Source organism: Pseudoalteromonas sp. 13-15, from assembly GCF_001468205.2.
Classification (GTDB): domain Bacteria; phylum Pseudomonadota; class Gammaproteobacteria; order Enterobacterales; family Alteromonadaceae; genus Pseudoalteromonas; species Pseudoalteromonas marina.
Map to the genome: position 1 here is coordinate 752034 of NZ_CP019162.1, position 25555 is coordinate 777588.

General features: G+C 37.8%; 28 protein-coding genes and 1 pseudogene. 17 read left to right on the forward strand and 12 right to left on the reverse strand.

All coding sequences use genetic code 11. The features are described 5' to 3' along the window. Positions 1-96: 96 nt before the first annotated feature. Positions 97-1494 carry an asparagine--tRNA ligase gene (asnS, locus tag ATS72_RS03530; RefSeq protein ID WP_006793019.1) on the reverse strand — a complete coding sequence of 466 codons (1398 nt, stop codon included), beginning with the start codon at positions 1492-1494 and terminating at the stop codon, positions 97-99. A 297-nt stretch (positions 1495-1791) separates the two neighbouring features. Here asnS and ATS72_RS03535 point away from each other — a divergent pair, with 297 nt between their 5' ends. Next, positions 1792-2226, forward strand: a complete 435-nt coding sequence (locus ATS72_RS03535) for an ATP-binding protein (RefSeq protein WP_008131176.1) — start codon at positions 1792-1794, stop codon at positions 2224-2226. A gap of 2 nt (positions 2227-2228) precedes the next feature. Here ATS72_RS03535 and ATS72_RS03540 read toward each other — a convergent pair whose 3' ends face one another. From ATS72_RS03540 to bioA, 6 genes are all read right to left on the reverse strand, one after another. Then, positions 2229-2858 (reverse strand): Vat family streptogramin A O-acetyltransferase, encoded by a 630-nt coding sequence (locus tag ATS72_RS03540; RefSeq protein ID WP_058428857.1) that lies wholly within the window; start codon positions 2856-2858, stop codon positions 2229-2231. Between the two features lie 30 nt (positions 2859-2888). Beyond that, on the reverse strand, positions 2889-3899 hold the full coding sequence (locus ATS72_RS03545) for an ABC transporter ATP-binding protein (RefSeq protein WP_006793016.1): 1011 nt from the start codon (positions 3897-3899) through the stop codon (positions 2889-2891). A gap of 13 nt (positions 3900-3912) precedes the next feature. Then, entirely contained in the window at positions 3913-5412 is a 1500-nt protein-coding gene (locus tag ATS72_RS03550; protein ID WP_058428858.1) for an ABC transporter permease, read from the reverse strand. Next, entirely contained in the window at positions 5412-6452 is a 1041-nt protein-coding gene (locus ATS72_RS03555; protein ID WP_058428859.1) for an extracellular solute-binding protein, read from the reverse strand. Before ATS72_RS03555 ends, ATS72_RS03550 begins: the two co-directional genes overlap by 1 nt. Next, complete coding sequence (locus ATS72_RS03560; protein WP_058428860.1) at positions 6452-7264, reverse strand: hypothetical protein; 813 nt, start codon at positions 7262-7264, stop codon at positions 6452-6454. Before ATS72_RS03560 ends, ATS72_RS03555 begins: the two co-directional genes overlap by 1 nt. 214 nt (positions 7265-7478) lie before the next feature. After that, positions 7479-8786 carry an adenosylmethionine--8-amino-7-oxononanoate transaminase gene (bioA, locus tag ATS72_RS03565; RefSeq protein ID WP_058428861.1) on the reverse strand — a complete coding sequence of 436 codons (1308 nt, stop codon included), beginning with the start codon at positions 8784-8786 and terminating at the stop codon, positions 7479-7481. Positions 8787-8881: 95 nt separating this feature from the next. On the opposite strand from bioA, the gene bioB reads away from it, so the two are divergent. From bioB to ATS72_RS03595, 6 genes are all read left to right on the forward strand, one after another. After that, complete coding sequence (gene bioB / locus ATS72_RS03570) at positions 8882-9922, forward strand: biotin synthase BioB (protein ID WP_058428862.1); 1041 nt, start codon at positions 8882-8884, stop codon at positions 9920-9922. 13 nt (positions 9923-9935) lie between these two features. Further along, complete coding sequence (locus tag ATS72_RS03575) at positions 9936-11087, forward strand: aminotransferase class I/II-fold pyridoxal phosphate-dependent enzyme (protein ID WP_058428863.1); 1152 nt, start codon at positions 9936-9938, stop codon at positions 11085-11087. Next, the gene (locus ATS72_RS03580; protein WP_058428864.1) at positions 11084-11917 is read left to right on the forward strand and encodes a methyltransferase domain-containing protein; all 834 of its coding nucleotides are present in this window, start codon (positions 11084-11086) and stop codon (positions 11915-11917) included. Before ATS72_RS03575 ends, ATS72_RS03580 begins: the two co-directional genes overlap by 4 nt. A gap of 25 nt (positions 11918-11942) precedes the next feature. Next, positions 11943-12626: a dethiobiotin synthase gene (gene bioD, locus ATS72_RS03585; protein ID WP_006792997.1), complete on the forward strand. Its 684-nt coding sequence runs from the start codon at positions 11943-11945 to the stop codon at positions 12624-12626. A 140-nt stretch (positions 12627-12766) separates the two neighbouring features. Continuing rightward, positions 12767-13630 (forward strand): protease HtpX, encoded by an 864-nt coding sequence (gene htpX / locus ATS72_RS03590; protein ID WP_058428865.1) that lies wholly within the window; start codon positions 12767-12769, stop codon positions 13628-13630. Positions 13631-13780: 150 nt separating this feature from the next. After that, entirely contained in the window at positions 13781-14113 is a 333-nt protein-coding gene (locus tag ATS72_RS03595; RefSeq protein ID WP_058428866.1) for a hypothetical protein, read from the forward strand. Between the two features lie 61 nt (positions 14114-14174). On the opposite strand, the gene gloA is transcribed toward ATS72_RS03595, so the two are convergent. Beyond that, entirely contained in the window at positions 14175-14702 is a 528-nt protein-coding gene (gene gloA, locus ATS72_RS03600) for a lactoylglutathione lyase (RefSeq protein ID WP_058428867.1), read from the reverse strand. A gap of 232 nt (positions 14703-14934) precedes the next feature. Here gloA and ATS72_RS03605 point away from each other — a divergent pair, with 232 nt between their 5' ends. The 6 genes from ATS72_RS03605 to ATS72_RS03630 all read left to right on the forward strand — a co-directional run bounded on the left by ATS72_RS03605 (position 14935) and on the right by ATS72_RS03630 (position 17914). Continuing rightward, on the forward strand, positions 14935-15246 hold the full coding sequence (locus ATS72_RS03605; protein ID WP_058428868.1) for a hypothetical protein: 312 nt from the start codon (positions 14935-14937) through the stop codon (positions 15244-15246). 185 nt (positions 15247-15431) lie between these two features. Beyond that, the gene (locus tag ATS72_RS03610) at positions 15432-15752 is read left to right on the forward strand and encodes a hypothetical protein (RefSeq protein WP_235591540.1); all 321 of its coding nucleotides are present in this window, start codon (positions 15432-15434) and stop codon (positions 15750-15752) included. Positions 15753-15770: 18 nt separating this feature from the next. Then, complete coding sequence (locus ATS72_RS03615; RefSeq protein WP_058428870.1) at positions 15771-16319, forward strand: GNAT family N-acetyltransferase; 549 nt, start codon at positions 15771-15773, stop codon at positions 16317-16319. Positions 16320-16706: 387 nt separating this feature from the next. Then, the gene (locus ATS72_RS03620; RefSeq protein ID WP_058428871.1) at positions 16707-17189 is read left to right on the forward strand and encodes a hypothetical protein; all 483 of its coding nucleotides are present in this window, start codon (positions 16707-16709) and stop codon (positions 17187-17189) included. Positions 17190-17263: 74 nt separating this feature from the next. Beyond that, entirely contained in the window at positions 17264-17497 is a 234-nt protein-coding gene (locus ATS72_RS03625) for a hypothetical protein (protein ID WP_058428872.1), read from the forward strand. Positions 17498-17605: 108 nt separating this feature from the next. After that, positions 17606-17914 (forward strand): DUF6419 family natural product biosynthesis protein, encoded by a 309-nt coding sequence (locus ATS72_RS03630; protein WP_058428873.1) that lies wholly within the window; start codon positions 17606-17608, stop codon positions 17912-17914. Positions 17915-18128: 214 nt separating this feature from the next. Here ATS72_RS03630 and ATS72_RS03635 read toward each other — a convergent pair. Next, positions 18129-18746 (reverse strand): annotated as a pseudogene (locus ATS72_RS03635) (acetyl-CoA C-acyltransferase); the annotation flags it as partial. A 257-nt stretch (positions 18747-19003) separates the two neighbouring features. On the opposite strand from ATS72_RS03635, the gene ATS72_RS03640 reads away from it, so the two are divergent. The 4 genes from ATS72_RS03640 to ATS72_RS03655 all read left to right on the forward strand — a co-directional run bounded on the left by ATS72_RS03640 (position 19004) and on the right by ATS72_RS03655 (position 23247). Beyond that, the gene (locus ATS72_RS03640) at positions 19004-19609 is read left to right on the forward strand and encodes a cold shock domain-containing protein (RefSeq protein ID WP_058428874.1); all 606 of its coding nucleotides are present in this window, start codon (positions 19004-19006) and stop codon (positions 19607-19609) included. A gap of 120 nt (positions 19610-19729) precedes the next feature. Then, positions 19730-22615: a TrlF family AAA-like ATPase gene (locus ATS72_RS03645; protein ID WP_058428875.1), complete on the forward strand. Its 2886-nt coding sequence runs from the start codon at positions 19730-19732 to the stop codon at positions 22613-22615. 264 nt (positions 22616-22879) lie between these two features. Beyond that, positions 22880-23068: a hypothetical protein gene (locus ATS72_RS03650; protein ID WP_058428876.1), complete on the forward strand. Its 189-nt coding sequence runs from the start codon at positions 22880-22882 to the stop codon at positions 23066-23068. Continuing rightward, positions 23068-23247: a hypothetical protein gene (locus tag ATS72_RS03655; RefSeq protein WP_058428877.1), complete on the forward strand. Its 180-nt coding sequence runs from the start codon at positions 23068-23070 to the stop codon at positions 23245-23247. Before ATS72_RS03650 ends, ATS72_RS03655 begins: the two co-directional genes overlap by 1 nt. Positions 23248-23537: 290 nt before the next feature. Here ATS72_RS03655 and ATS72_RS03660 read toward each other — a convergent pair whose 3' ends face one another. The 3 genes from ATS72_RS03660 to ATS72_RS03670 all read right to left on the reverse strand — a co-directional run bounded on the left by ATS72_RS03660 (position 23538) and on the right by ATS72_RS03670 (position 25511). Further along, positions 23538-24140: a hypothetical protein gene (locus ATS72_RS03660; protein WP_058428878.1), complete on the reverse strand. Its 603-nt coding sequence runs from the start codon at positions 24138-24140 to the stop codon at positions 23538-23540. Positions 24141-24336: 196 nt separating this feature from the next. After that, the gene (locus tag ATS72_RS03665) at positions 24337-25041 is read right to left on the reverse strand and encodes a metal-dependent hydrolase (RefSeq protein WP_058428879.1); all 705 of its coding nucleotides are present in this window, start codon (positions 25039-25041) and stop codon (positions 24337-24339) included. 47 nt (positions 25042-25088) lie between these two features. Then, a complete protein-coding gene (locus ATS72_RS03670) occupies positions 25089-25511 on the reverse strand; it encodes a diguanylate cyclase domain-containing protein (protein ID WP_058428880.1) in 423 nt (140 codons plus the stop codon). Positions 25512-25555: the final 44 nt, after the last annotated feature.

Below are 25555 nucleotides of genomic sequence, written 5' to 3' on the forward strand. Positions count from 1 at the left end.
GGGTGCTGCGGCTTTTTTTATACGCTAAGTTTTAGCCACAAAAAAACCAGCCAATTGGCTGGTTTTTGATATGTAAACAATTTACTAAGTAATTGTTTAGTAAGTTGCGCTGCCTTTCGTTCGAGGGAAGGCGATTACGTCACGTACATTGCCCATACCTGTTACATAAGCAACTAAGCGTTCAAAACCTAAACCAAAGCCTGAATGTGGCACACTACCGTATTTACGTAGGTCGCGGTACCAGCTGTAATCTTCTTTGTTTAAGCCCATTTCTTCAAGGCGAGCATCAAGTACGTCAAGGCGCTCTTCACGTTGAGAACCACCAATGATTTCACCAATACCCGGAGCAACTACGTCCATAGCGGCAACGGTTTTGCCATCTTCGTTTTGGCGCATGTAAAATGCTTTAATATCACGTGGGTAGTTTTTAATTACTACCGGTGCTTTAAAGTGTTCTTCTGCTAGGTAACGTTCGTGCTCAGACTGTAAATCTACACCCCATTCAACATCAAACTCAAATTTCTTACCGCAGTTTTTAAGAATTTCTACTGCGTCTGTGTAATCAACTTGTGCAAAGTCTTTTTCAACAAATTCTTCTAAACGGCTAATCGCAGTTTTTTCGATACGTTGAGCAAAAAACTCCATGTCGTCACGGCGCTCTTCAAGTACCGCCTTAAATACGTACTTAAGCATATTTTCAGCAAGCTTTGCAATGTCTTCTAAATCTGCAAATGCTACTTCAGGTTCAACCATCCAAAACTCGGCCAAGTGGCGTGAAGTATTTGAGTTTTCTGCACGGAAAGTAGGGCCAAACGTATAAATTTTTGACATTGCAGACGCGTAAGTTTCACCGTTTAACTGGCCAGATACAGTTAAGAATGCTTCTTTTCCAAAAAAGTCTTCACTGTAATCAACATCGCCTTTATCTGTACGCGGTAAGTTTTGCATATCAAGTGTAGATACACGGAACATTTCGCCAGCGCCTTCACAGTCACTTGCTGTGATAATAGGTGTGCTGATCCAGTAGTAACCTTGTTCGTGATAAAAACGGTGAATGGCTTGTGCTAAACAGTTACGTACACGTGTTACTGCACCAATCATGTTAGTACGTGGGCGAAGGTGAGCGTGTTCACGTAAGTATTCAATGCTGTGGCGTTTTGCCGACATTGGGTATGAATCTGGGTTTTCTACCCAACCTAATACAGTGACCGTATTCGCTTGAATTTCAAACGATTGGCCTTTGCCCGCAGATTGAACTAAAACACCAGTAACCGATACAGAACAACCGGCTGTTAAGCTAGTAACTTCATCATAATTATTTAGTGAATTAGGAACTACCGCTTGAATAGGATCAAAACACGAACCGTCATGAACGGCTAAAAATGATATTCCTGCTTTTGAATCGCGGCGAGTACGGATCCAGCCTTTAATTGTTACTTGGCTGTCTACCGCAACATTGCCTTTTAATAGCTCTGAAATCGCTAAATGGCTCATCTTCACTCCAATGATATAAGTTGCCTAACTTTATTTATTTAAATATGTACAGTATATAAACCATAATTTATTGATAGATGGTGCTGTACTAGAACCCTGTATCTTACCTAGTAAAGTAAAATAAAAAAACTATTGCGGGCAACTCTTTATAAGTTTTTATCAATGCGGTTTATTTTTAGTCGATTTTTAGGCACAAATGACTAAGTTTGTAATTTGCTTCTCTGAAATTTAGTGATTTTGTGGCATTATATATTCTTTGATTTCTCAATACTGACCATTACTTTAGAAATGGATGCTATGAAACAAGTTTTTATTTTACGTGGACTACCTGGAAGCGGTAAGTCGTATTATGCACAAAATTTAGCAGACGAATTAGCGACTGCAGATGAAAGCCAATACTTAATTTGCTCAACAGACGATTATTTTTTAAATGAGCAGGGCGAATATCATTTTGATAAATTTAAATTACCGCAATACCATAATTTAAATTTAGCGCGTTTTATACAAGCGCTCGCACAAGATATTCCGCTCGTGATTGTAGACAACACCAATATAAAAAAATGGGAGTTTGTTGCATACACTCAAGCAGCTGTTGCCTTAGGTTACCAAGTTAAAGAAGTGATAGTGGGTGAAGTAAAAGATAAATCTATGCAGCACTTATACGCTAAACGCAATTCGCATAACGTGCCGCTTAAAACCATTAGTAAAATGGCGTATATGTTTGAATGGTAGTGTTATAGTTTAGACAGTAAGTCTAAATTATTTTGAGTTATAGCATCTAAATGAGCAGTGATTTTGTCACTGCTCCAATCCCACCATGCAATAGATAGCAGTGCATTAATCGTTTTATCGTCAAACCGCTGTTTGATTATTTTTGCTGGATTACCACCAACGACAGCATAAGCAGGCACATCGTTGGTCACTACCGATTTACTGGCAATGATTGCGCCACTTCCTATTTTTACCCCTGGCATAATAGTGGCGTTATAGCCAATCCACACATCATTGCCAATTTCTGTATTTCCTTTAAATGGTAAGTCACCTGGTTGAGGTGCAGACTTTTCCCATCCGTTACCAAATATAAAAAATGGGTAGGTAGAAAAACCAGCACTTTGATGATTAGCCCCATTCATTATAAACGTTACATCTTTTGCTATGGCGCAAAACTTCCCAATAATAAGTTTGTCACCAATAAAATCGAAATGATAAAGTACGTTTTTTTCGAAGTGTTCAGGCCCATCAGGGTCGTCGTAATACGTATAATCACCGACTTCTATATTAGGCGACGTAATAAAATTTTTTAAATAACCTACTTGAGGAAACCCTTGCATTGGAGATGGGTTATTTGGATTTGGTCCGTTCATAGTTTCCTCTAAAGTAAAATATTTAATGCGCTAGTTTTTAAAAGCAGCCAGCGGATGAGAGGTACTTAGCGAAACATGTACGTTGTCACCAGGGTGTACAACCAGTTCATGACTCACGCGGCTAGTGACTACTGTACCACAGGCAAGTTTTATAGCGCATAATCGACTTCCGCCTTCAAAGCGGACCCAAATAACCTCACCATTATTACCTATACTGCTTTGTACTAATAAAACATCGTCGGGGCGAAGCAATACATCAACATTGCCTTGAGCGCAGTCAACACCATGCGCGGGCACATTACCAATATCGGTAAGTGCTTGGCCGTTATTTAATGTACCTTTTATAAAGCTAGCTTCACCTAAAAAACGCGCAACAAAGCGGTTTTCTGGGGTGCTAAAGCATTTTTCGGGAGTGTCAATTTGTTGTATTTGCCCACCTTTTAAAACACCAACACGATCCCCAACCGATAGTGCCTCTTCTTGGTCGTGGGTAACCCAAATAGCAGGTACACCTGCATTTTTTAGTGCGTTTCGGATATCCCAACGCAGCATGTCTTTTAACGCCGCATCTAGATTCGATAGCGGCTCATCAAGTAATACAAAGTCAGGTTGGTGAGCAAGAGTACGTGCTAATGCAACTCGTTGCTTTTGACCGCCAGACAGGGTCGCAGGTTTCTTAGCCCTAAACTCTTCAAGACCAAGTAGGTTAATCCAATGATCTGCCACGCTGTGATCTTTTAATTTAAAACAAATATTTTGCTCAACCGTTAAATGCGGAAATAACGCAAAGTCTTGAAAAACCATACCTACACTGCGCTTCTCAGGAGGCACTGATTTATTAGGGGTTGCACGCCATTTATCTGCGTTTATTTCACCTTCAGAAATGGGTATTAAGCCTGCGAGTGCTTGTAATATTGTACTTTTACCGCAACCGGTGGGGCCTACAAGCATTAGGATTTCGTTTTCACCAAGTGTTAAATTCAAATCGCTCACAACGCGATTACTGCCATAATCTATAGACAACTGACTTACAGATAGCATTTACTTCAAATCCTTAATGTTCAAACTGGTTACGTTTTTCGCCAGACATCATAATAGCTAAACCACAAGCAGAGATCACCACTAATAACAGCCCAGGTATAGCGGCACGGCCAAAATAGCCAGCTTCGTAAACACGCCATAAATAAGTAGACAGGGTTTCAAACCCAGTAGGGCCTAGCAATAAAGTGGCTTCAAGTTCACGCATTGACTCTAAAAACACCAATGCACCACCAGCGACGATACCACGCATGGTTAAAGGCAAAGTAATACGTGTGAAAGCTTCGCGCGGGCTTGCACCAAGCACTCGCGCAGATTTTACTAAGCTAGGGTCTAAATGTTCGGTGCTAGTACGAATTGAACCAACCGCGAGAGGCAAAAAACGTAGCATGTAGGCAATAATAAGTAACCCCAAAGTTTGATACAAAAATGGTAATTGCAACCCGCCATAAACCAGCGCTGTGCCCATTACAATACCGGGTATGCCAAAGCCAAAGTAAGTAACGCGCTCCATAATTCTGCCTGCTTTGCCACTGAGTGCCGCGTGCGCAACAGGGACTGCCACTATTACTGCAACAATAGCAGCAAGTGCAGACGCATAGGTTGAATGCCATGCAATGGTAAAATCAAAATTACTTAAGCCATCTCGTGCAAGCCATAAAAAAAATATTGCCAAGGGTAAGCCGATTGCTAGCAACAGCACAGGAGCGAACAGAGTAAATAACGCACTCAATTGAAGTTTACTTGGGAATAAAATAAGGGGGCGGCCATGACGCTCACTCGCTGTTTTTATTTGCGACTCTACAAGTAATAAAAAACCTACAATAACCATTAATTGAAGCGACAGCATCGCTGCGCGACCCAATTCAAACGCATTGTATTCAACATAAATAACACGGGTGAACGTATCAAGTCTCATCATGGCTGGGGTGCCAAAGTCAGATAAAGTATAAAGTGCCACTAATAACGACCCAGCAGCAATGCCATTTACCACGCGGGGTAGAATAACTTTGAATACACTTTGCGTCATCGACATACCCAATGTGCGAGCTGCGTTTACCATGCTGGCGTCTAAACTGAGTAAAGATGAACGGGTAGTCATCATTACAAATGGAAATGTATACAAGGTCATAACTATTGCAGCGCCGGATAGCCCATACATAGACGGTGTTTCAAATCCGAGTAAATTATTTATTTCACCCCCAGGGCCAAATGCAGCATAAAGCGTAAACGCACCAATATAACTAGGTATAGCAAGGGGAGCGGCAAATAATACAAGCCATGCTTTTTTAAATGGTAAGTGTACATAGGCGCTTATAAACGCCAGTGGCACACCAATTAAAATTGAGCCTAAAACAGTTAAGCCCATTAAAGCCAGTGTATTACCTAATATGGTTAAATTATGGCTATCAAAATAGGAACTTGAGTCACTAGCAAGCACCATTAATATACAAATAGGGGTAAGCGTAATGAGCGCTGCAAGCAGCGCCATTGGGTAAGATGGGGGTAATCGCATTATAAAACGCCGTTGCTGCGCATTAAGTCAATAGTGGGTCGCAAATCTGCAAGCTGTGTTAAATCAATTTTAGGTGGTGAAACACTCGAAAGCGAAGGTAAACCATCAGGCTGAGCAATACCGTTTACAAGGGGTATTTCGTAGGCTTCACGTGCTAAATAGCCTTGTACTTCTTTGCTGAGTAAGTAGCGCATAAAGTTAGTTGCAAGCGGATCACTGTTAAGCGTTAATATACCCGAGGCGTTTACTAAACAGCCTGCATCGTTTTGGGTAAAGGCTAAATCAAGATTTGCATCCGGCTTGCCTGATTTTAAACGTAAAGTGTAATAATGATTAGCAAAGCCAATATCAACTTCACCCCGTTCCACACCCATTACAACGCCTAATTCACCTGCGTATGTTTTTGCACGTTTTTTAACTTTTTTAAGCCATTTAGCCGTTTTATCGTCGCCTTGTAAAATACGCATTGCTGTAACAAACGATTGAAAAGACGCATAAGCAGGGGCCCAACCAATACTCAAGTCGCTGTCAGCAATTTCCATAATGCTGGTTGGAATTTGATCTTTAGTTAAACGCGACGTATTAAAAGGCAATGTGCGAATACGTCCCGTTACTGGCGCCCAGTCTTTATATTTAAATTGCGGCTGCAGTTGAGACGATAAATCGTCTGGCAGTGGTTTTGCAAGACCTGCATCGGTTACTAAACCAATTGCACCTGAGTCCACAGCCCAAAATAAATCAGCACGTTTAACACCCGCTTTGGCTTCTGCAACAATTGTGTTGGCAAGTGCAGCTGTTGGTCCACGGCGAATAGCTAAATTAAAATCAGGGTTATTTTTTTGGATAGCTTGTAATACGTTTTCGTATAAACCACCTTCACCTCGGCCTAAATATAAGGTTAAATCACCTTTAAGTTTAGGTAAATCGTCAACCGAGACGGGGTTGGTTACTGTATTAGCAAAAGCTTGCGATAAAGGTAATGGCAATGAGCCAATTACCCCTAATGCTGCTAACCCTTGTATAAAGGTTCTGCGTTCCACTAAAAAACGTCCTTACGGTTTTTTTCTGCTTTTTCGATTAAACGTTTGGCGCGGTCTAATTTTGTTTGCATGCTGGTAACTACATCGCGTACTTCATCAACACTTTTGTTATCTGCGATTGCTTTTGGAAGCGTGACGTTAAAATCTTTTTCAAGTGCTTCGACTAAATTTGCATCTTGCTCGATAAGTGTTCCTTCAACGCCTTCGAATAAGTGTAGGTAAGTATCGTGAACAATTTCAGTGGCTTCGTCTTGAAGGCGCTCAGCAAGTTTTGCGATGACGCGATCTAGTTTGTGCTTTATTTCGTCTATTGTTGCACTTTGTGTCATTTCTTTACTTACTGTAGCTGTAACAGACTCTAACAACCCTTTTTGTTGAAATTTAGCCGCTAATTTAACAGCACCTAAACCTTGCCATAAAGCATTATTCATTGCGGTTTGTTGTACACGAACCTCAGCGGCTGCTTTACCACTGTCAATTGCCATTTTTACACCGTACAAACCCTGCCAAATAGAGGCATAAACAGGCACTAAATTAGTTTCAATTGCACTGTGAAATTTTACCGATTCCCAATATTCAATTAAATCGTCGGTATTTACGGCCTTAGCGCCTTTATTTTCGTAGGTGCTAACAAGCGTGTCTACTTTGCCTACCATCCACTCAACTTCTTCGTTATAGCTTTTAAGGTTAGCTTGAAGATGATTTACATGTTCACCAATAGGACCGTTAGCAAATACAGGTTGCGCAATAAACGCAGACGCTATTAATAAAGAGGCACCTAATGTTTTGGCTGGTTTAAAAAATAAGTTCATGAAAGAAGTCCAAAAAGGTAATTGTAAATGATAGGTATTATCATATCCGTAAATATTACGAAGAGCAATATACTAAAACTGCTAAACACGTATTTGAAGGCATGAGGACGAATTTAATTAATACAAATGATCTATATCAAGTTAAATCCGCTTTTTGCTTAAAATTAATGAAGCTATTAACTAATTAATACCACTATTAAACTTTAAAAAATCACTATGCTTTAGCGTAATGTTTGCCTTTAATTGCACTATAAATTGCATCGCAAAGCGTTTTAATGCTGTTTTCGTCACTTATATACGGTGGCATAAGGTAAATTAGTTTACCGAAAGGGCGGATCCATACACCTTGTTTTACAAAAAAGGCCTGAATAGTCGCAACATCGATATTGCTAACCTCTTTATTAAGCTCTACAACACCTATCGCGCCGAGCACTCTTACATCAGCTACGTCTTTAAGCTCCATACATTTGTGTAATTGCTGAAGTTGATTATTTATTTCTTCTACGCGTTGTTGCCAGTTTTGCTCAAGTAATAAGTCTATGCTGGCACATGCAGCTGCGCACGCTAGCGGATTACCCATAAAGGTAGGTCCGTGCATCAAAACTCCGGCTTCACCTTCACTAATGCCTGTGGCAATTTTATTGCTCGTAAGCGTTGCCGATAAAGTCATTGAGCCACCGGTAAGTGCTTTACCTATACATAAAATATCGGGTTGGATATTGGCGTGTTCAACCGCAAATAACTTACCCGTACGGCCAAAACCAGTGGCTATTTCGTCGCAAATTAAAAGTACATTGTATTGATTGCATAATTGCCTTACGCAGGCTAAATAATCGGGATGATAAAAATTCATACCTCCCGCATTTTGTACTATGGGTTCAATAATAAAAGCAGCTACGTGTTGGTGGTTATTTTTAAAATACTGTTCAAGTTCAAGCGCTTCACTTTGCTCAAAAGTGCTTGAAAACTTACTGGCAGGGGCAGGTACAAATACGTGCTCAGGTAAAAAACCCTTATATAGGCTATGCATAGAGTTCACAGGATCGCATACGCTCATTGCAGCAAACGTATCGCCATGATAACCCTTATAAGGAGTCATTAATTTTTGTTTTGTTTTAATACCTTGGCTTAACCAGTATTGCAGAGCCATTTTAATAGCTACTTCAACACTTACTGAGCCACTGTCAGCTAAAAATACTTTAGTTAAGCTTGGGGGAGTAATATCTACAAGTTTTTTACACAGCTCAACTGCACTTGAATGTGTGATACCTCCAAACATAATGTGGCTCATGTTATTAATTTGATTAACCATTGCTTTGTTAATAGCAGGGTGGTTGTAACCATGAATAGCGCTCCACCACGATGCCATGCCATCTATAAGTTGCTCGCCTGTTTCGAGGTAAATTATATTGTGTTTAGCATGGGTTACAGGATAAACGGGAATAGGCTTTGTCATTGATGTGTATGGATGCCAAATGTGTTCACGATCAAAATTTAAATCAATTGAGTGTTTATTGTTCATATGTAAACTTTAACTGGGTGGGCTTCGTTGACAATGGTACTTGAAGTTTTAGACTAATCCAACATCACCGATATGAAAAAAATAAAGAGAGAATTATGGAACTTGCACCTGTTCGCCACAATTGGACCCATAGCGAAGTTAAAGCATTATTTGAAATGCCGTTTAACGATTTACTTTTTAAGGCGGCGTCGGTTCACCGTGCTAACTTCAACCCAAATGAAGTGCAAATTTCTACCCTGTTATCAATTAAAACTGGGGCATGCCCAGAAGATTGCAAGTATTGCCCACAGTCAGGGCACTATAAAACCGACCTAGAGCGCGAGCGACTTATTGAAGTAGAAAAAGTAGTAGAGCAAGCGCGTTTAGCTAAACAAAAAGGCGCAACACGTTTTTGTATGGGCGCTGCGTGGTCAGATCCAAAAGACAGAGACATGCCTTACATTTCGAGAATGGTAAAAGAAGTAAAAGAGCTTGGCCTTGAAACCTGCATGACGCTGGGCAAACTCACAAACGAAAAAGCGCACGAACTCAGCAGTGCAGGTTTAGATTACTACAACCATAATCTTGATACATCACCTGAATACTACGAGCAAATTATATCAACCCGTACCTTTGAAGATCGATTAAACACCATAGATCATGTACGCGATGCCGGTATGAAAGTCTGTTCAGGCGGTATTGTCGGTATGGGCGAGCAAGCAGCCGACCGTTATGGGTTACTTATGCAATTGGCTAACTTGCCACAACAGCCAGAAAGTGTACCTATTAATATGCTAGTTAAAGTAAAAGGTACCCCACTTGAAAACGTTGACGATTTAGACCATTTTGAGTTTATACGCACTATTGCTACTGCACGAATAATGATGCCACACAGCTATGTACGTTTGTCGGCAGGGCGTAACGCCATGAACGAGCAAATGCAATCAATGTGTTTTTTTGCAGGTGCTAACTCTATATTTTATGGCGACAAGCTGCTTACCACCGAAAATCCAGAAGCGGATGCCGATATGAACCTAATTAAAAAGCTAGGAATGAACCCAGAAACGCGTGAAGATTATTCAGATGAAGCTGTAGCAGCGTCGCTTTCATCGCAAGTTGCAGATAAAGCAACGTCTGAATTATTTTACGAAGCCTAAGTAAGCGTTACTAATGCCATTTGAATTTATTAGCACACACCTTAATGAACGGGCAGAGCAATTGCTTTTACGCAAACGCCACGTGGTACAAAGCGCCACAGCACGAACCATTATGGTAAATGATAAAACCTACCTAAATTTTGCCAGTAATGATTACTTGGGCTTTGGTGATTTAACTATTGAGAACGAAAATATTAATACGTTAGGTAGCCATAGCTCTGCATTAGTAACAGGGTATCAATTACAGCAACAAGCGTTAGAGCAGTACTTATGCACTCAGTTAGGTTATCAAGCTGGGTTGCTTTTTAATTCTGGGTTTAGTGCTAATAGCAGTGTAATTAAAGCGTTGTTTCAGGATAAAGCAGCAGCGCAAAACAGCGCTATTTTTCAAGATAAGTTAAACCACGCTAGCTTAATAGATGGGGCACTTCATTCAAATGCGGCTTTAATACGGTTTAACCACAACGATTTAAATCACTTACGATCTCGGCTCGAAAAGTCAAAAGCACAAAATAAGTTAATTATTAGCGAAGGTGTTTTTTCGATGGATGGTGATACGGCCCCTATCAAAGACCTACTGCGCCTTGCAAAACAACACAATGCATGGCTGATGATAGACGACGCACATGGCTTTGGAGCGTTAGGTAATACAGGGCTGGGTAGTTGCGAAACACTTATTGGCGATATTTTACCCGATATACTCGTCATCACATTTGGTAAAGCAGTTGCTAGTAGTGGCGCGTGTGTATTGGGTTCACACGCATTTATAGACTACATGCTGCAATATAACCGCGATTACACATACTCAACGGCTATGTCGCCATTATTGGCAGATAATACATTATTGCGCTTAAGGCACATTAAAAAAGCTAACACACAACGAGCAATGTTAAATAAAAACATTGCTACTTTTAAGCACCTTGCACGACAGCACAACATAGCAGTATTGGAGTCCGATACGGCTATTCAACCTATTGTATTAGGGTGTGCAGAGCAAACATTAAAAGCGGCTAATAAACTCAAGCAGCAAGGAATTTGGCTAACCGCTATTCGCCCACCTACGGTTGCTTACAATACTGCACGCTTAAGAGTGACGTTAACGGCAGCGCACACCCTTGATGATATTACTTATCTAGTTAAACATTTAGCAGAGGCACTATTATGATAGCCCATGCACTTGATAGTAAGCCGGTTACAAAGCCCGCAACACTGTGCCATTTAAAAAGGTTTAACCCAGCACTTAAAAAAGGAGCACAGGTTAACTTTTCAAAAGCGGCGGGTGATTACAATACGCATGCACATGTTCAAAAAAAAGCAGCGGATGATTTGTTCAAATTAATAGCGCCTTCAGCATGTAATAAAAATAAGGTGTGTGTTGATTTAGGTGCAGGCCCACTTGTAAACACCCATCAGCTTAAAAGCCTTTATGGTAATGTGCTTTCCATGGATTTAAGTTTTAATATGCTCAATAGTTGTAATAAAGGCGATTACAAAGTATGCGCAGATATGGACAATTTACCATTACAATCAAACAGTGTAGATATTATTTTTAGTAACTTTGCGGTGCAATGGTCAGCTAACTTTAACGTGCTTTTAAAGTCACTTTATGAGGTATTAAAACCGGGCGGGCAAGCTTTTATTAGCACTGTAGTTGAAGGCTCACTAAACGAAATAAAAACAGCGTTTGCTGCGGTCGATAGCCACAGCCATATTAATACATTTAATTCGGTTGATCATATAAACCAATCGGTCCAAAACTCTGATTTCAATGTTACAAGCTCTAAAAGCACAATTTATACAGATAAATACTCGACACCGCTGCAAGCAATTCGCTCAATAAAAGCAATTGGCGCAACCACTCAGAATACAGGAAAAACACGCCCAGGGTTATTAACAAAATCGGCGCTTAAAACGGCGTGTGCAGCGTATCCGTTAATAAACCAAAAAGCGTGTGTTTCTTATCATGTAGTATTGTTATCATTAACTAAAGCGTAAACATCGTTTGTTACAAGGCAAAGCTATGAAAGAATTTTTTATTACTGGTACAGACACCGATGCCGGAAAAACACATGTAACCAGTTTATTGTTAAAACTGCTTGCTCAACATAAAAAAAAGGCAATAGGGTATAAACCACTAGCTGCTGGGTCTGAAATGGCGTTTGACCAACTTGTTAATGCTGATGCACTTATGCTAATGGAAAGTGCAACAGTAAGCGCAAAGTATGACGTGGTAAATCCCTTTACTTTTGCACCACCCATAGCCCCCCACATAGCTGCCGAGCAGGCGGGTGTAACTATTAATGTAAACAAACTTACTGCAGCCTATAAAACGGTAAAACAGCAAGGCGCTGACTACCTGCTTACAGAAGGTGCTGGTGGTTGGGCTTTGCCAATAAATAATACCGAGTATTTATATGATTGGGTAAAAGCTGAGAAACTACCGGTTATATTAGTGGTTGGTATGAAGTTGGGCTGCTTAAATCATGCACTTTTAACCGCAGCACACATACAAAGCTTAGGTATTAACTGTATAGGTTGGATAGCCAACCAGGTTGATGAACACATGGATGAATACCAAGCAAACCTTGATAGTTTAAAGGCACGCTTACCGTTTCCCATTCTTGCTATTAGCCCGTACAGCGAACAAACACCAAAATTACAAATCTATAAAACACTTCTTGAAAATTTATCAATAAATCCATAAATAGTACTTGCGCTGTGACATAGTTTGTCACAGAATAACACTATCGCAATGACATAGTGTGTCATTGCGATAGTGTTGCTTACAGCCGATCAAATTTTAGTAAATCGCTCAGCAATGAATGTTATTTTTGGAGAACGCGAATGAAACGTGTATTTTTGTTTTTATTAACTAACCTTGCGGTTATGTTGGTATTAGGTGTGGTGCTTTCAATTATAATGAGCGCGCTAGGCTTAAGTCATCGTAGCCTAGGTGGTATATTACTTATTGCGGCCGTATTTGGTTTTGGTGGGTCGTTTATTTCACTTTATATGTCTAAATGGATTGCTAAAAAATCAACGGGTGCGCAGGTTATTACTCAGCCAAGTAACCAAACCGAACAATGGCTTGTAAACACGGTGGCTGTACAAGCTAAAAAAGCAGGCATTGCAATGCCTGAAGTGGCAATTTACGACAGTCCTGAAATGAATGCCTTTGCAACAGGCCCAAGTAAAAACAATTCACTAGTTGCTGTAAGTACAGGCTTAATGCAAAGTATGACCCAAGATCAAGCCGAAGCAGTGCTTGCTCATGAGGTGTCACACATTGCTAGTGGCGATATGGTAACGCTTACGCTTATTCAAGGTGTGGTAAATACCTTTGTTATATTTGCTGCAAAAGTGTTGGCAAATATTGTAGATAATTTTCTTAATGGCGATGAAGAAGAGGGCGGAATAAGCTGGACCTACTTTTTGTTCGATATGTTATTCCAAGTCCTGTTTGGTGTGTTGGCAAGTATAGTTGTAGCGCATTACAGCAGGCAGCGTGAATTTGCAGCCGACAGCGGTGCTGCTAAATTAGTTGGTGCAGATAAAATGCGTTCAGCACTTGAGCGATTAAAGCAAAACCATCCGTCGCAATTACAAGGCTCAATGATGGCATTTGGTATTGCGGGTGGTAAAAGCATGGCTGAGCTGTTTTCATCTCACCCGCCGCTTGAAACACGAATAAGTGCACTACGTAAGTAATTACGTAAATTAGTACATAAACAAAGCCAGCTTAACCGCTGGTTTTTTGTTTATACTTGCAATTTAGTACCTTTTATGCAAACTTAAAGTGGAGTATAAAAAACACTCATTTTTTATTTGTAATAAGTTCTCCAATATAAGGAAATAAATATGAAGTTACTTAAAGTATTAGCCGTTGTTGCAATTGCTTTACCAAGTGTTGTTTTAGCTAATCAGCATGTAATTACAGCAAACAAACAAATCTACTCTGTAGATAGCAAAACCCAAACTTATATAGGTGACGTACACCTTTCATTTGACGATAAAAATAAATTTCAGACTACATCAAACAATGTAAGCTTTAATAATGGCGATACAGTAATGGAAGGTGAAGTAGTTATAACCTTTAATAATATTACCGCAGTAACGGATAAAGTTACTTTTTCTAAGTCTGATTCAGGTGTTTTAGCTAAAATGGATGAAGTTACTTTCACTTATAAGTAATTGTTTATTCAAAAACACAAAAGCCAGCTTAATAGCTGGCTTTTTAGTATGTAGGCGCTGGTTATTTACCAAAAATAATATCGGTTATTCCATCTGATGAGAGTATTTCTATCCAGTAGCCATCAGGGTCTTTAATAAAAGCTAAGCCTTTCATTGAACCATCGTCTGGCTTTTTTACAAATTCTACATCGTATTTTGCGAAGCGCTCACTGGCAGCGTAAACATCGGGTACACTAATACCAATATGGCCAAACCCTTTTGGCTCGTCGTTACCGCTGTGGTAGCCTGTAAAACTATCGTCGTTTTCTGTGCCCCAGTTATGAGTGAGCTCTATAAGAGCAGGGCGACCAAATACCCATTTTGCTTTTGTCTTATCATCACCTTCTGGCTGTGTTGGCTCGTAGCCTAAAAAGTACAGCGTAAACTTCATTTCAGGAAAGTCATACTTACCTAATAGCTTCATACCTAATACATTTTCATAAAATGCAAGCGACGGTTTTGGATCTCTTATACGTAACATAGTTTGCTGCATTACATAGCCTTCAGTGGCCTGTGAAATTTGCTCTGGAGATTCGTCATACTGAGACATGCGGTGATCCTTAATGAAATGAATGAAAAATTTAAATGAATTTATAAAAGCAGACTTTGCATCATCATAATCAACAGCCGCAAAAATTAAAACCACCTAGCTAAATTAACAGCCAGTGAGTTAAGTGTTTTATAAGCAAGAAATGGCATATTAAATGACTCTGTATATTTATACAGTGGTGTTGTTTTGTCTAATAAGATTTTGATTAAAGTTTTATGTAAAAAGGATTTTTATGAGTAATTCATCTACGAGAGAAAAAGTAGCGTTCACGTTGTGTGTTAGTTTTGCTTTTTTATTATTAATTAGCGGTATTTACGATTTTTGGATTATCGAATTTAAAGCACAAGATTTATTAATGAGTATTGGGGCATTTTTAATGCTGCTTAGTTTAGCGTTAATGCCGAAAATATTTTTCTTACCTTTTGCTGATATTTTTAAATCAAAAGAAACACCAACTATAGGGATTCCCAAAGTACAGCAATGGATTATGTTCTCAGGTGTATTGCTATGCGCATTTGGATTTGCATTGAGGTTGTTTTTTTAATAAATGTGAAACCTAAACTTACCGTATAAGTTAAAGGCTTAATGATTATATAAAGTTTACTGCTAGATATAATAGTATGTGCTTTAGCTTATGCTTGATTACTCGTCGTTAACTACTAAATAGAGGGTGTAGCTATAAACATATTACATCTAGATGGCGCGGCTGGTTTTAGCGTGGGTGTATTGTTGTTTGCTTTATTAGAGCAGGTTTCGGTTTTGTATAACCTACCAGTAAATATTGTAATTTTATTTGCCAGTGCCAATGTTATCTATGGGATTTACGCTTTAACCCTTGCTTTTTTAGTCACTAAGCCTGTTTACACAATCACTGTATTGGCAATAGCTAACGCGTTATGGGTATGTATATGCATTTTTATTGCTTTATATTATGTACAAACAGCAAGTTTAATTGGCGTTGTGTTTATTATATTAGAAGCTGTGTTTGTGTGTATTTTGGCATATTACGAATTCAAATTTAGGTTTGTATTAACAAACGCACAATTATAAGCATTGAATAGGAATGAAATGGATTTTCCAATATTAAACACCCCACGCATTGTGCTTGACCAAGTCACAGCAGCAGATTCTATGGCCCTGTTTGAGCTTTTTTCAAACCAGTCGGTTATAAAATATTACGATTTAGAAGCTATGACTGAGTTAACCCAAGCGAGCAATTTAATCACGTTATTTAATGATCGTTTTAATGAAAATTTAGGAATACGCTGGGCTATTCGGTTAAAAAAATCTAATAAACTGATTGGTACTTGTGGGTTTAACTCATGGAACGCCAAAATGCAAAGTGCTGTTATTGGTTATGATTTACACCCCGATTATTGGGGGAAAGGGTATGTAACAGACGCAGTAAATTGTATTGTAAAAACAGCTTTTGAAGGTAAATTACCGTGTAGCATACACCGAATACAAGCCGATACTGTTTTAGGTAATGCCGCGTCTGAGGCGGTATTATTAAAAGTAGGTTTTAAAGAAGAGGGTATAAGGCGCCAAAGTGGCTATTGGAAAAACCAATTTCATGATCTTAAATGCTTTGGGTTGTTAAAAACAGAGTACATGTAAATGTTTAGGGACCTAATAAAAGCTCAGTAAGGAACTCATATTAAGATTTTTTTAAAGCTATCGTTATTACTGCTTATTGTATATTTTACGGTTATTTTAATTTCTCTTAGATTTTATTTATCTGACTTTATTTTTAAAAATATAGAACATTCGCAAACAAGTGAAACACAAAGATACTCAATAAAACATGGAAATAATGAATTAATCATTCGCCATTATAAGCCTGAATTAGCAAAATATTGTGCGATATTTTTTCCTGGAAGGTCTGGCAATATTAGTCGATATGAAAAAGAAATATTTAAACATGCATTAGCCCGCAATATTTCAATATTTGCCATTTCATTTCCAGGTTATGACGGGGCCGAAGGCAAATCTAGTTACAAAACTGTGCTGACAACAGGTAAAACAGCCCTAGAGTATATAAACGATAGTACAAGCTGCAAAATATCAGAGTCTGTATTTATTGCTCGCTCGCTAGGGGCTATGGTTGCTGTAAAACTTGCGGAATATAATAAGCCTAAAGGTTTTTTACTTGATTCAGTCGCTGTCTCTTTGTCATCAGTGATTGGCAATCACTTTAAAAATAATCCTTATTTATGGCTTGGTTCACTATTACCATTAGCAAATATTATGGAGTACGACCCTAAGCTTTCAGAATCCATGGATTTATTAACATATGCACCTGTTGTTATATTTCAAGGAGAGCACGATGCATTAACACCCTATAAAGATATACATGTACTCTCTGAGCGTTTCAACAACATTGAATTAGTCAAAGTAATTAATGGTTCACATAGTGATGCACATAAAAAAGAAATTGATCTGTATATTAATAAGTTAGAGACTTTGTTAGTGCTCAAAAACGAGTAGCCTTTTAAAATACAGGCAGCCTACAAGCTAATTTATTTTTAAGTTAAATTTAAAGGAATACAAAGGAAATTTTTATGAAAGACATTAAACGTATTTGGTTTTGGTTTACGCTAGTTGTGTGCCCATTATTAATAATTTTAGGTGTAGCGACTTTTGCACAGCTATTAGGGGAGTATTTGTATTCGCCGCAATATAGCTTTTCTTCGTTATCTAGCTTTCAAATTGTGTTTATGGCTGGTGGAATTTGTGCATTTTCTATATTTTTAACCACAATAAAAGAAGCCAAAATACGCTTTTATACAAAATGAGTTCGTTAACATTAGTAATTGCGGATGTTAAGCAGACCCGGCAAAGTTAATTTGGTTTAATCCTCTTTTAATTACTTGGATTAAACGCCACTTATCATTGAGGTTATTATGTTTAAAATAATAATTGGATGTGCTGTTATATTTTCATTCGTTTGCATGTTACTCGCCGTTGCACCATTTACACCTGCGATTTTAGGTTCATTTATTATGTTATTGTTTGCAGGGGCTATAGGCTACAAAGGCTACCTTCAATCAAGTTTAATATTGCTACTAATTAATACGCTGGCAGTTATTGGCAGCCCTGCTATAAACATTGGTAACAACAATACATTACTGTTTTTACCGATTTTATTTTTAATATCATTTGGTGGTGCTTTTTTGGGGGTAAGAAAGTTAACTTGTAAACACGTTTTATAAATCGAGTTTTGCCAACGATAATAGTTAAACTATAAAATGAGGTAACTCTTATTTTTCTGTTTAAAGAGTTTTTAAATAATAAATTTTCACAAACAAAGACTCAAGAGGAAGTTCGCGTAAACATATAGCCTGACACGTTTTTACTTCCTCTAAAAGCAAAGTGTCTTTTGCTCTATGTGAATACAGCTTTCTATTAAACTAACGTGGCCTAAAATTAAAGCGCTTCAAAAATGGCTGCTATGCCTTGCCCGCCGCCAATACACATAGTAACTAGCCCATATTTACCGTCAATGCGTTTTAGTTCGTATAAGCATTTTGTTGATAAAATAGCGCCTGTTGCACCAACTGGGTGACCTAGCGCTATGGCGCCGCCATTCGGGTTCACCTTATTTGCAGGAAAGTTTAACTCGTTTGCTACGCATAAGGCTTGCGCTGCAAAGGCCTCATTAGACTCAATTATATCAATGTCGTCGATTGTTAAGCCCGTTTTTTTAAGTACTTGCTGTACAGCGGGAATAGGTCCTGTTCCCATTAATGAGGGTTCAACACCACCACGAGAATAGCCAATAAGTCGTCCAATAGGTTGAAGCCCTTGTTCGTGAGCTTTATGCTCTGCCATCAGTACAAGCATAGCTGCGCCATCGTTTATACCTGAAGATGAAGCAGCTGTTACTGTGCCATTTTCTTTAAAGTAGGGCTTAAGTGTGGCAAGTTTGTCAGTTGATGTGTCTGCACGAACGTGTTCATCTGTATCAAATATTTGGCTCCCTTTACGCGTTTTAATTTAGATTGGCACTATTTGAGACTTAAAGTGGCCATTTTCAATCGCTTCGCAAAAGTTAGCAGTAGAAGAATAAAAGAAAATTGGCCGTAATTTAGAAAATAAAACAGGCTATTTTTTGCTACTTTATTAAAGATCAAAACTCGATATTTCCCTGTAAGGTTAAGTGTTTTGCCAACCAATTTGAGTATTTAAATTAACCTAATATGAATATTTGGTTGCGTGGTAGCAATTTAGGAACGTATACTAACGACTCTTAACTTAAATGGAATTTGCGTAATCGCAGCTTAATCAGCACAGGTAAGTACATGAACAAAGGACTGTTAAAAGCGTGGAATGACGAAAAGGGCTTTGGTTTTATTAAATCAGACACCCTAGCGCACGACACCTTTATACACATTTCAGCGCTCAAACACATGAGTCGCAAGCCTAAAGTGGGCGACACCCTTTATTTTGAAGTGGCTACACAGCCCGATGGTAAAACCAAAGCCGTTAATTGCCGAATAGAAGGCGTCGCTTCACTTAAAGTCACGCCTAAAAAATCAAACCATCATCGTGTTGCTAAATCTAATTTTACCGATAGCTTTTTAGGTAAAGTCGCCTCAATTAGCATTATCGCCGTACTTGGCTTTGTCGCAGTAAATAAATACAACCATTATAAAAGTAACGAGCAATTTAATAACCACACTCCCGTTATTACCAACGCCGATTTAGTTACCTTTGATGAGCAATACCCAAAAACCGTTATTCCAAAAAGTACGCAAAATTTTACCTGCGATGGCAGGCAGCACTGCAGCCAAATGACTTCACGAGCCGAGGCGGTATTTTTTATTAATAACTGCCCGAATACAAAAATGGATGGCGATAGAGATGGTGACCCGTGTGAGAGGGATTCACGGTTCCAAGATGAGTAGTAATTTTAGAAATCGATTAGTTAAAGTTTAAGATAGGTCTTACTGTGTATAGATACAGTAGCGTGCCGTTTGTACTAACAACATTATGTAAATTCCATCTTCATAGATAAAGGAAATTAAATGAAAAGCAAGGGCTCAGAGTGGAGTAGGTGGGATTTACATTTTCACACACCATCGTCGTATGATTATAAAGATAAAACGGTAACTAACCTTGAAATAATACAAGAAATGAAACGCAATTCAGTATCTGTATTTGCGATAACAGACCATCATGTTATTGATATTGAAAGATACATTGAGTTGAAAGAGCTTGGTGAAAAAGAAAATGTTACGGTTTTACCAGGTATTGAGTTTCTCTCTGATGCTAGAGGTAAAGACCCAGTCCACTTTATAGGTATCTTTTCAGAGGACTGTAATTTAGAACATGTGTGGGGACAAATTAAACATAAGACTGATATTAATAAAGTTGATTCAGAAGGTCTTAGAGAAAATCAGGTTTATTGTGACTTGAGTGACACAATAGAGTTAATTAAGTCGTTAGGAGGGATAGTTACTATTCACGCTGGTGAGAAAAGTGGCTCTGTGGAAAATATTACCCACTCTCTCCCTCATGGCACAGCTCAAAAAACTGAAATTGCAAAATCAGTCGATATTTACGAGCTAGGAAAGGAGACAGATCAAGAAGGGTACAAAAAATTTGTTTTTCCAAATATAGGTAAAAACATTCCTATGATTATCTGTTCTGATAATCACAATATCCGTAACTATAAGATTAAACAAAAGCTATGGATCAAAGGTGAACCTTCATTTTCAGGATTAAAGTATGCGCTCAATGAACCAGAAAGTAGGTTTCATATAGGTGAAGAACCAAGCGTTATTAAAAGAGTCAGAGAGAATAAAACTAAATATATTAAAGCTCTTAATATAAAGAGAACCGGTAAACTAGATAGTAATGCTGTTTGGTTTGAGAACTTGGAAATACCATTAAATAGTGAGCTTGTAACTATTATTGGTCATAAAGGAAGTGGTAAAAGCGCGTTATCTGATATTTTAGCTATGTGTTCAGATGCTGAGCACTCTTCCGATTATATATTTCTGCATAAAAATAAATTCAAAAAGAAAGGTCTAGCTGACAGATTCAGTGCTTGGCTTGAATTTGAAAGCGGAGGAAAAACAGAAAAGCGTGAGTTAATTCATACAATAGATGAGAGTCAAGAACGACTTGTTAGATATTTACCTCAAAGCTATTTTGAAAAGGTTTGTAATGAAATTGGAAAAGTTGATGCCTTTCGACAAGAAATAGAGAAAGTTGTTTTTCAATATGTCCCTCCAGAAGAAAAAATGGGAAAGGTATCCTTTCAAGAGCTGATAGGGTTAAAAAAAGCATCTGCGGAAAAAGAAATACATCATATAAAAGAGAAAGTACTTCAGCTAAATGATGAAATTATACAGCTTGAAAATGAAACAGATCCTGAATTCAAAAAAAGTTTACTTAGCAAAAAGAAAATAAAAGAAGAGGAACTTAATGTTCACAACTCTTCTAAACCTATCGCTATAGAAAACCCCTCTAAACAAACTGAAACAGAAGAAACTAAACAAAAGAAAGTTGCTCTTAAGGGGTTTAATATCTCTAAATTGGATATCGAAGCTCAAATTGATTTGATCAAGAATAACATTGCAGATAGAAAGCTTTTAATTGTTGGTGCTGATGAATTAAATCGAGACCTAAAAAATAAATATAATGATTTAATTTTAGCGATTACTGATGGTCAGGATATTTCTGATAAATGTGATATTGATTTAGCTAAGGTGATCAGTGTTAAATACGATGAAGAAATTATTAATTCTAAAATTAAGGAATTAAAAGCATCAAATAAGAGTGATGCTGAACTAATTCTGGTTCAAGATGGTTGGGAAACAAAAGATTACGATTCACTTAATCTGGCTACGAAGGTTGAATTCTTAAAAGCTAAAATTAAAGAAATACAAGCAGATTTCACTGGTGAACAAAAGATTTACCAAGATTACTTGGATGCTCTTTCAGAGTGGGAACTAAGAAAAACCGAAATTGAAGGTGATACTGATATTCTCGATAGCCTGAATTATATTAAAGGTAAATTAAAATATATAGATACTGAATTAAATAGTGAACTTAGACTTTTAAGAGAGTCAAGGATCACAAAGTCTATTGAAATATTTTCTAAAAAATCAGAAATCAAATCATTTTATGATGAAGTTAAGATAGAAATATCTAAGAAACTTTCTGAATCTGACGTTTCTGGTCTCAGTATCGCAAGCTCCTTCTACTGCTCAAACGAGTTCAAAAATTCCCTTTTCAGGAATATAAAGCAAAATAAAACTGGGTCTTTTTATGGTAGTGAAGATGGATTAAATTTACTTCAGGATGAGCTCATTGCTCCTATAGACTGGAATGATGCTGATGGAATTGCTGATTTTTTAACAAAAATAATTGAATATTTGGAGTTTGACAAGCGACCAAGCTCTAAAGGTATAGAGAAAACTTTCATCGGTGGTGTTACTAAGGATAGAGAAGAGTTATATTCTTATATTTTCGGGTTAAGTTTTCTTGAACCGTTTTATGATCTACAGCAAAAGAATAAAAGCTTAGATCAACTCTCACCAGGCGAAAAAGGAGCACTTCTTTTAGTGTTTTATTTGGTGCTTGATAAAGAGGAAGTTCCTTTGATAATAGATCAGCCTGAAGATAATTTAGATAATAATAGCGTAGCTAAAGTGCTTGTACCTTATATAAAAGAGGCTAAAAAATACAGACAGATAATAATGGTTACTCACAATCCCAATTTAGCTGTTGTTGCTGATTCTGAGCAAGTTATTAAAGTCGATATTGATAAGGAATCGGGAAATAAATTTACTTTTATTTCTGGTGGTATTGAGGAAGCTATTATTAATGAGCAAATTGTAGAAGTGCTAGAAGGGACTATACCCGCCTTTACCTTAAGAAAGGATAAATATCAAATTTTGTAGGGCCAACGAAACTATAGGGGTCAAATCTTGACTTCATACATCAGAACATAAACTATAGGGGTCAAATCTTGACTTTACACATCATTAAGGGGATGGACAGGTCTTTTTGCCTTTTTTAAGAACAGAATAAACGAGATAACCACCCTTAACTTGCTCATAAGAAAGAGAAATTGAGGGGGCTAAAACGAAATTTGATAATAAAAAGGTGATAGTTAAACAATAAACTTTTCGCTTTTTCCACCACCAATACTAAAGGAGAACTTTGTGGTAGTAATAGAAGTAATAATTGCATTAGCAATTTGGTTTGCAAGTGGACATGCAATAAGTAAAATTTATTTTAAGGCTGGATTTAAAGACACGCCAATATTTGTTTTTTGGATTCCGGCATTGAACTTGGCATTTTTGTTTTATTTAGCTTTCTCAGAATGGCCTAGATTTAAGGGGAATGTATAATGGGTTTTATTATAGCTATCGCAATTTGGGCATTGATAGCGTTTGCAGGTTGGCGCGTATTTACTAGAGCTGGTTTTAAAGGCTCGATGGGTTTTCTTTTTTTAGTTCCTATAGTTAATTTTATAGCATTGTTATATTTAGCTCATAAAGATTGGCCTATTGAGAATGCACAAAATTAGTAAGAGCTTAAAGAATAAGTAATTCATAAGTCGGTAAAGATTGTGATATAAGCTATTTATACCCTCTAAAAGCGTAGCGCCTCATACCCTCTTTGTGAATTAGTCTTTAGATTATGAAGAAGGCATTAACTTGGGATACGCTAGGCGCTGGCTTTAAGGCCAAAGAGGGGAGCTCTAAATAATTAAGATGGCTGTCACATTAAACGTAAAACATCGGCGGATTAGCACTCTAATACACGCCGATGTTTATAACCTATAAAATATATACCTTGCTTGTAAGGTATTTGGCCTTAGTCTGCTTTGCGGTAAAGGCTTATTAAGCATATTGATAAAAGTAATGTTGCAATCATACCTGAAGCGCCAGCAACGCCTGATGGAAGGAACCCATCACGGCCAAAAATAATTAATATAGCATTGGCAAGCATTGCAACACCGCCTGCAAGGGCTGTAAGGCTACCAATGGCTTTGCCACCTTTAGCAATAAAAGATAGGCCAAATACAAGGGCTGCTAAGCCTAATAATAATTTAGCTGCATAGTAAATCATGAATGATAAAGACACTACACCACCAATTAATGGTTGTGCGCCTTCTACTGCGCCCGCTACTTTTCCAAATGTTGAAAATAAAGTTAGGCCAATACTTACTTGTATTATGTTAAGAACAGCGCTAAATGTGATTGCCGACCAGCCTAGTTGAGAATTTTTTGCTTGCAGCATAGCTGCACCTGCAAATGCAACAAGTACTGTGAACAGCACCGCTTCTAGACCCCATGCGTACTGCCTTGAAAAGCTAATTCCGCCACTGTAAAGCGCTGTAAAAATAGCCTGTGTTATCGCTAACGCCAACAATAAAGATGCTGCAATTAGGGTGGTGCGTTTATTCGTAAATTCCATTAAGGACCTCTTATAATTTATATTTGACGCTTTAAATGATGCAAAAGCTTTCGAACTTGCAGGTATAAGACAGGTGAAACTATTTAATTATTTCGTTTAAAATTATAAAAATATTTTGTATCAAATAGTGGCAACTAATTTAGCAATGTTATAACTAGTTAAAGTTAGTAACATTGCAAACTGCCTTAATACTAAACTAACTAGATAAAAGCCTAAAATGAGACCAGTCACTCAAGGCCGATATAGTTTGCGCTGTAGGTGGGGCCACATAGATTAAACATGTAATAGCTATAATCGAAGCCAATGTAATTAATTTATTATCAAATTCAGCCACTTTTAGAGCCGATCCAAATGACCGTTTTATTTCAACATTACTTAAATCTACGCTGTAAATTTCATCGAGCAATAAATGAATGAAGCCGCCTAGTAAAATAAACCCACCTGTTAACCAGGCAAAAGTTGCCGAATAAAGGGTTGATTGGTCATTCAATTGCCATGTTACTTGTGTTGTTAACAACGCGCAAAGCAGTATAAATAATAAAGAGTGGCAACTGCCTCTATGTACTGTGATCCATTCAAAAATGGGCCTGACAATATATTTCATAAATCCATACACTAACAAAGGCACTACAATTAACTCGACAAAACTAATTTGAATAGTTAGCTCCGTGGTAATGTAATGCATTACTATTAATACTGTACTTAGCGCAAATAAGTTAAAAATAGTATCGAGTGATGTGGAGTTATCAGAGTCAATGTCGGGTAATAAGCCGCCAATGGAGCCTAAAAACCACAACCAAAGTGCGCCGTTTAAATCAATGTGATCTGCAGATAATAATGTGGCTGAACTTAAGCCGGTGATGATAACAGCAGTATTTAGATGAGTATAGAAGTTTGCCATTGTATATCTTGATAGGAAAGTAGGTTTGCATTTTAGCAATTGAAAACTTAATTGTTCAATATACTTAAGAGGATCTTATTTTTTAACTCGCCATAAAAGGCAACATTTCCGCGGCCTGTTTCTTTTACCTGGTAGAGCATTTGATCTGCGTTGAACATTAATTTAAGTAGTTCATTGCCATCGTTAGGGGCCACTGCAATACCTATGCTTGCGCCTTGCACAATATCGTTACTTAGCAAGCCGTTAATTATTTCTTGGCTTAATTCCTGATCGTTTAAATAAGCAGCTATAGTCGCTGTTTTTTCAACGGTATGGGCTAGCTGTTGGACAAGTAGATAGTTGGTGTTTTTCTTTTCTTTAAGGTCCGAGTAATACGACAGCATTGACGACACTATTGATACCACAATAGCAACTAAGGCTATAGATAAAGCGACTCGTAGGTAGAGTTTTTGGCTAATAATTTTAATCAAACGTGTATACCAATTTTACTGTATCTGTAACGTGCGACAAGCGG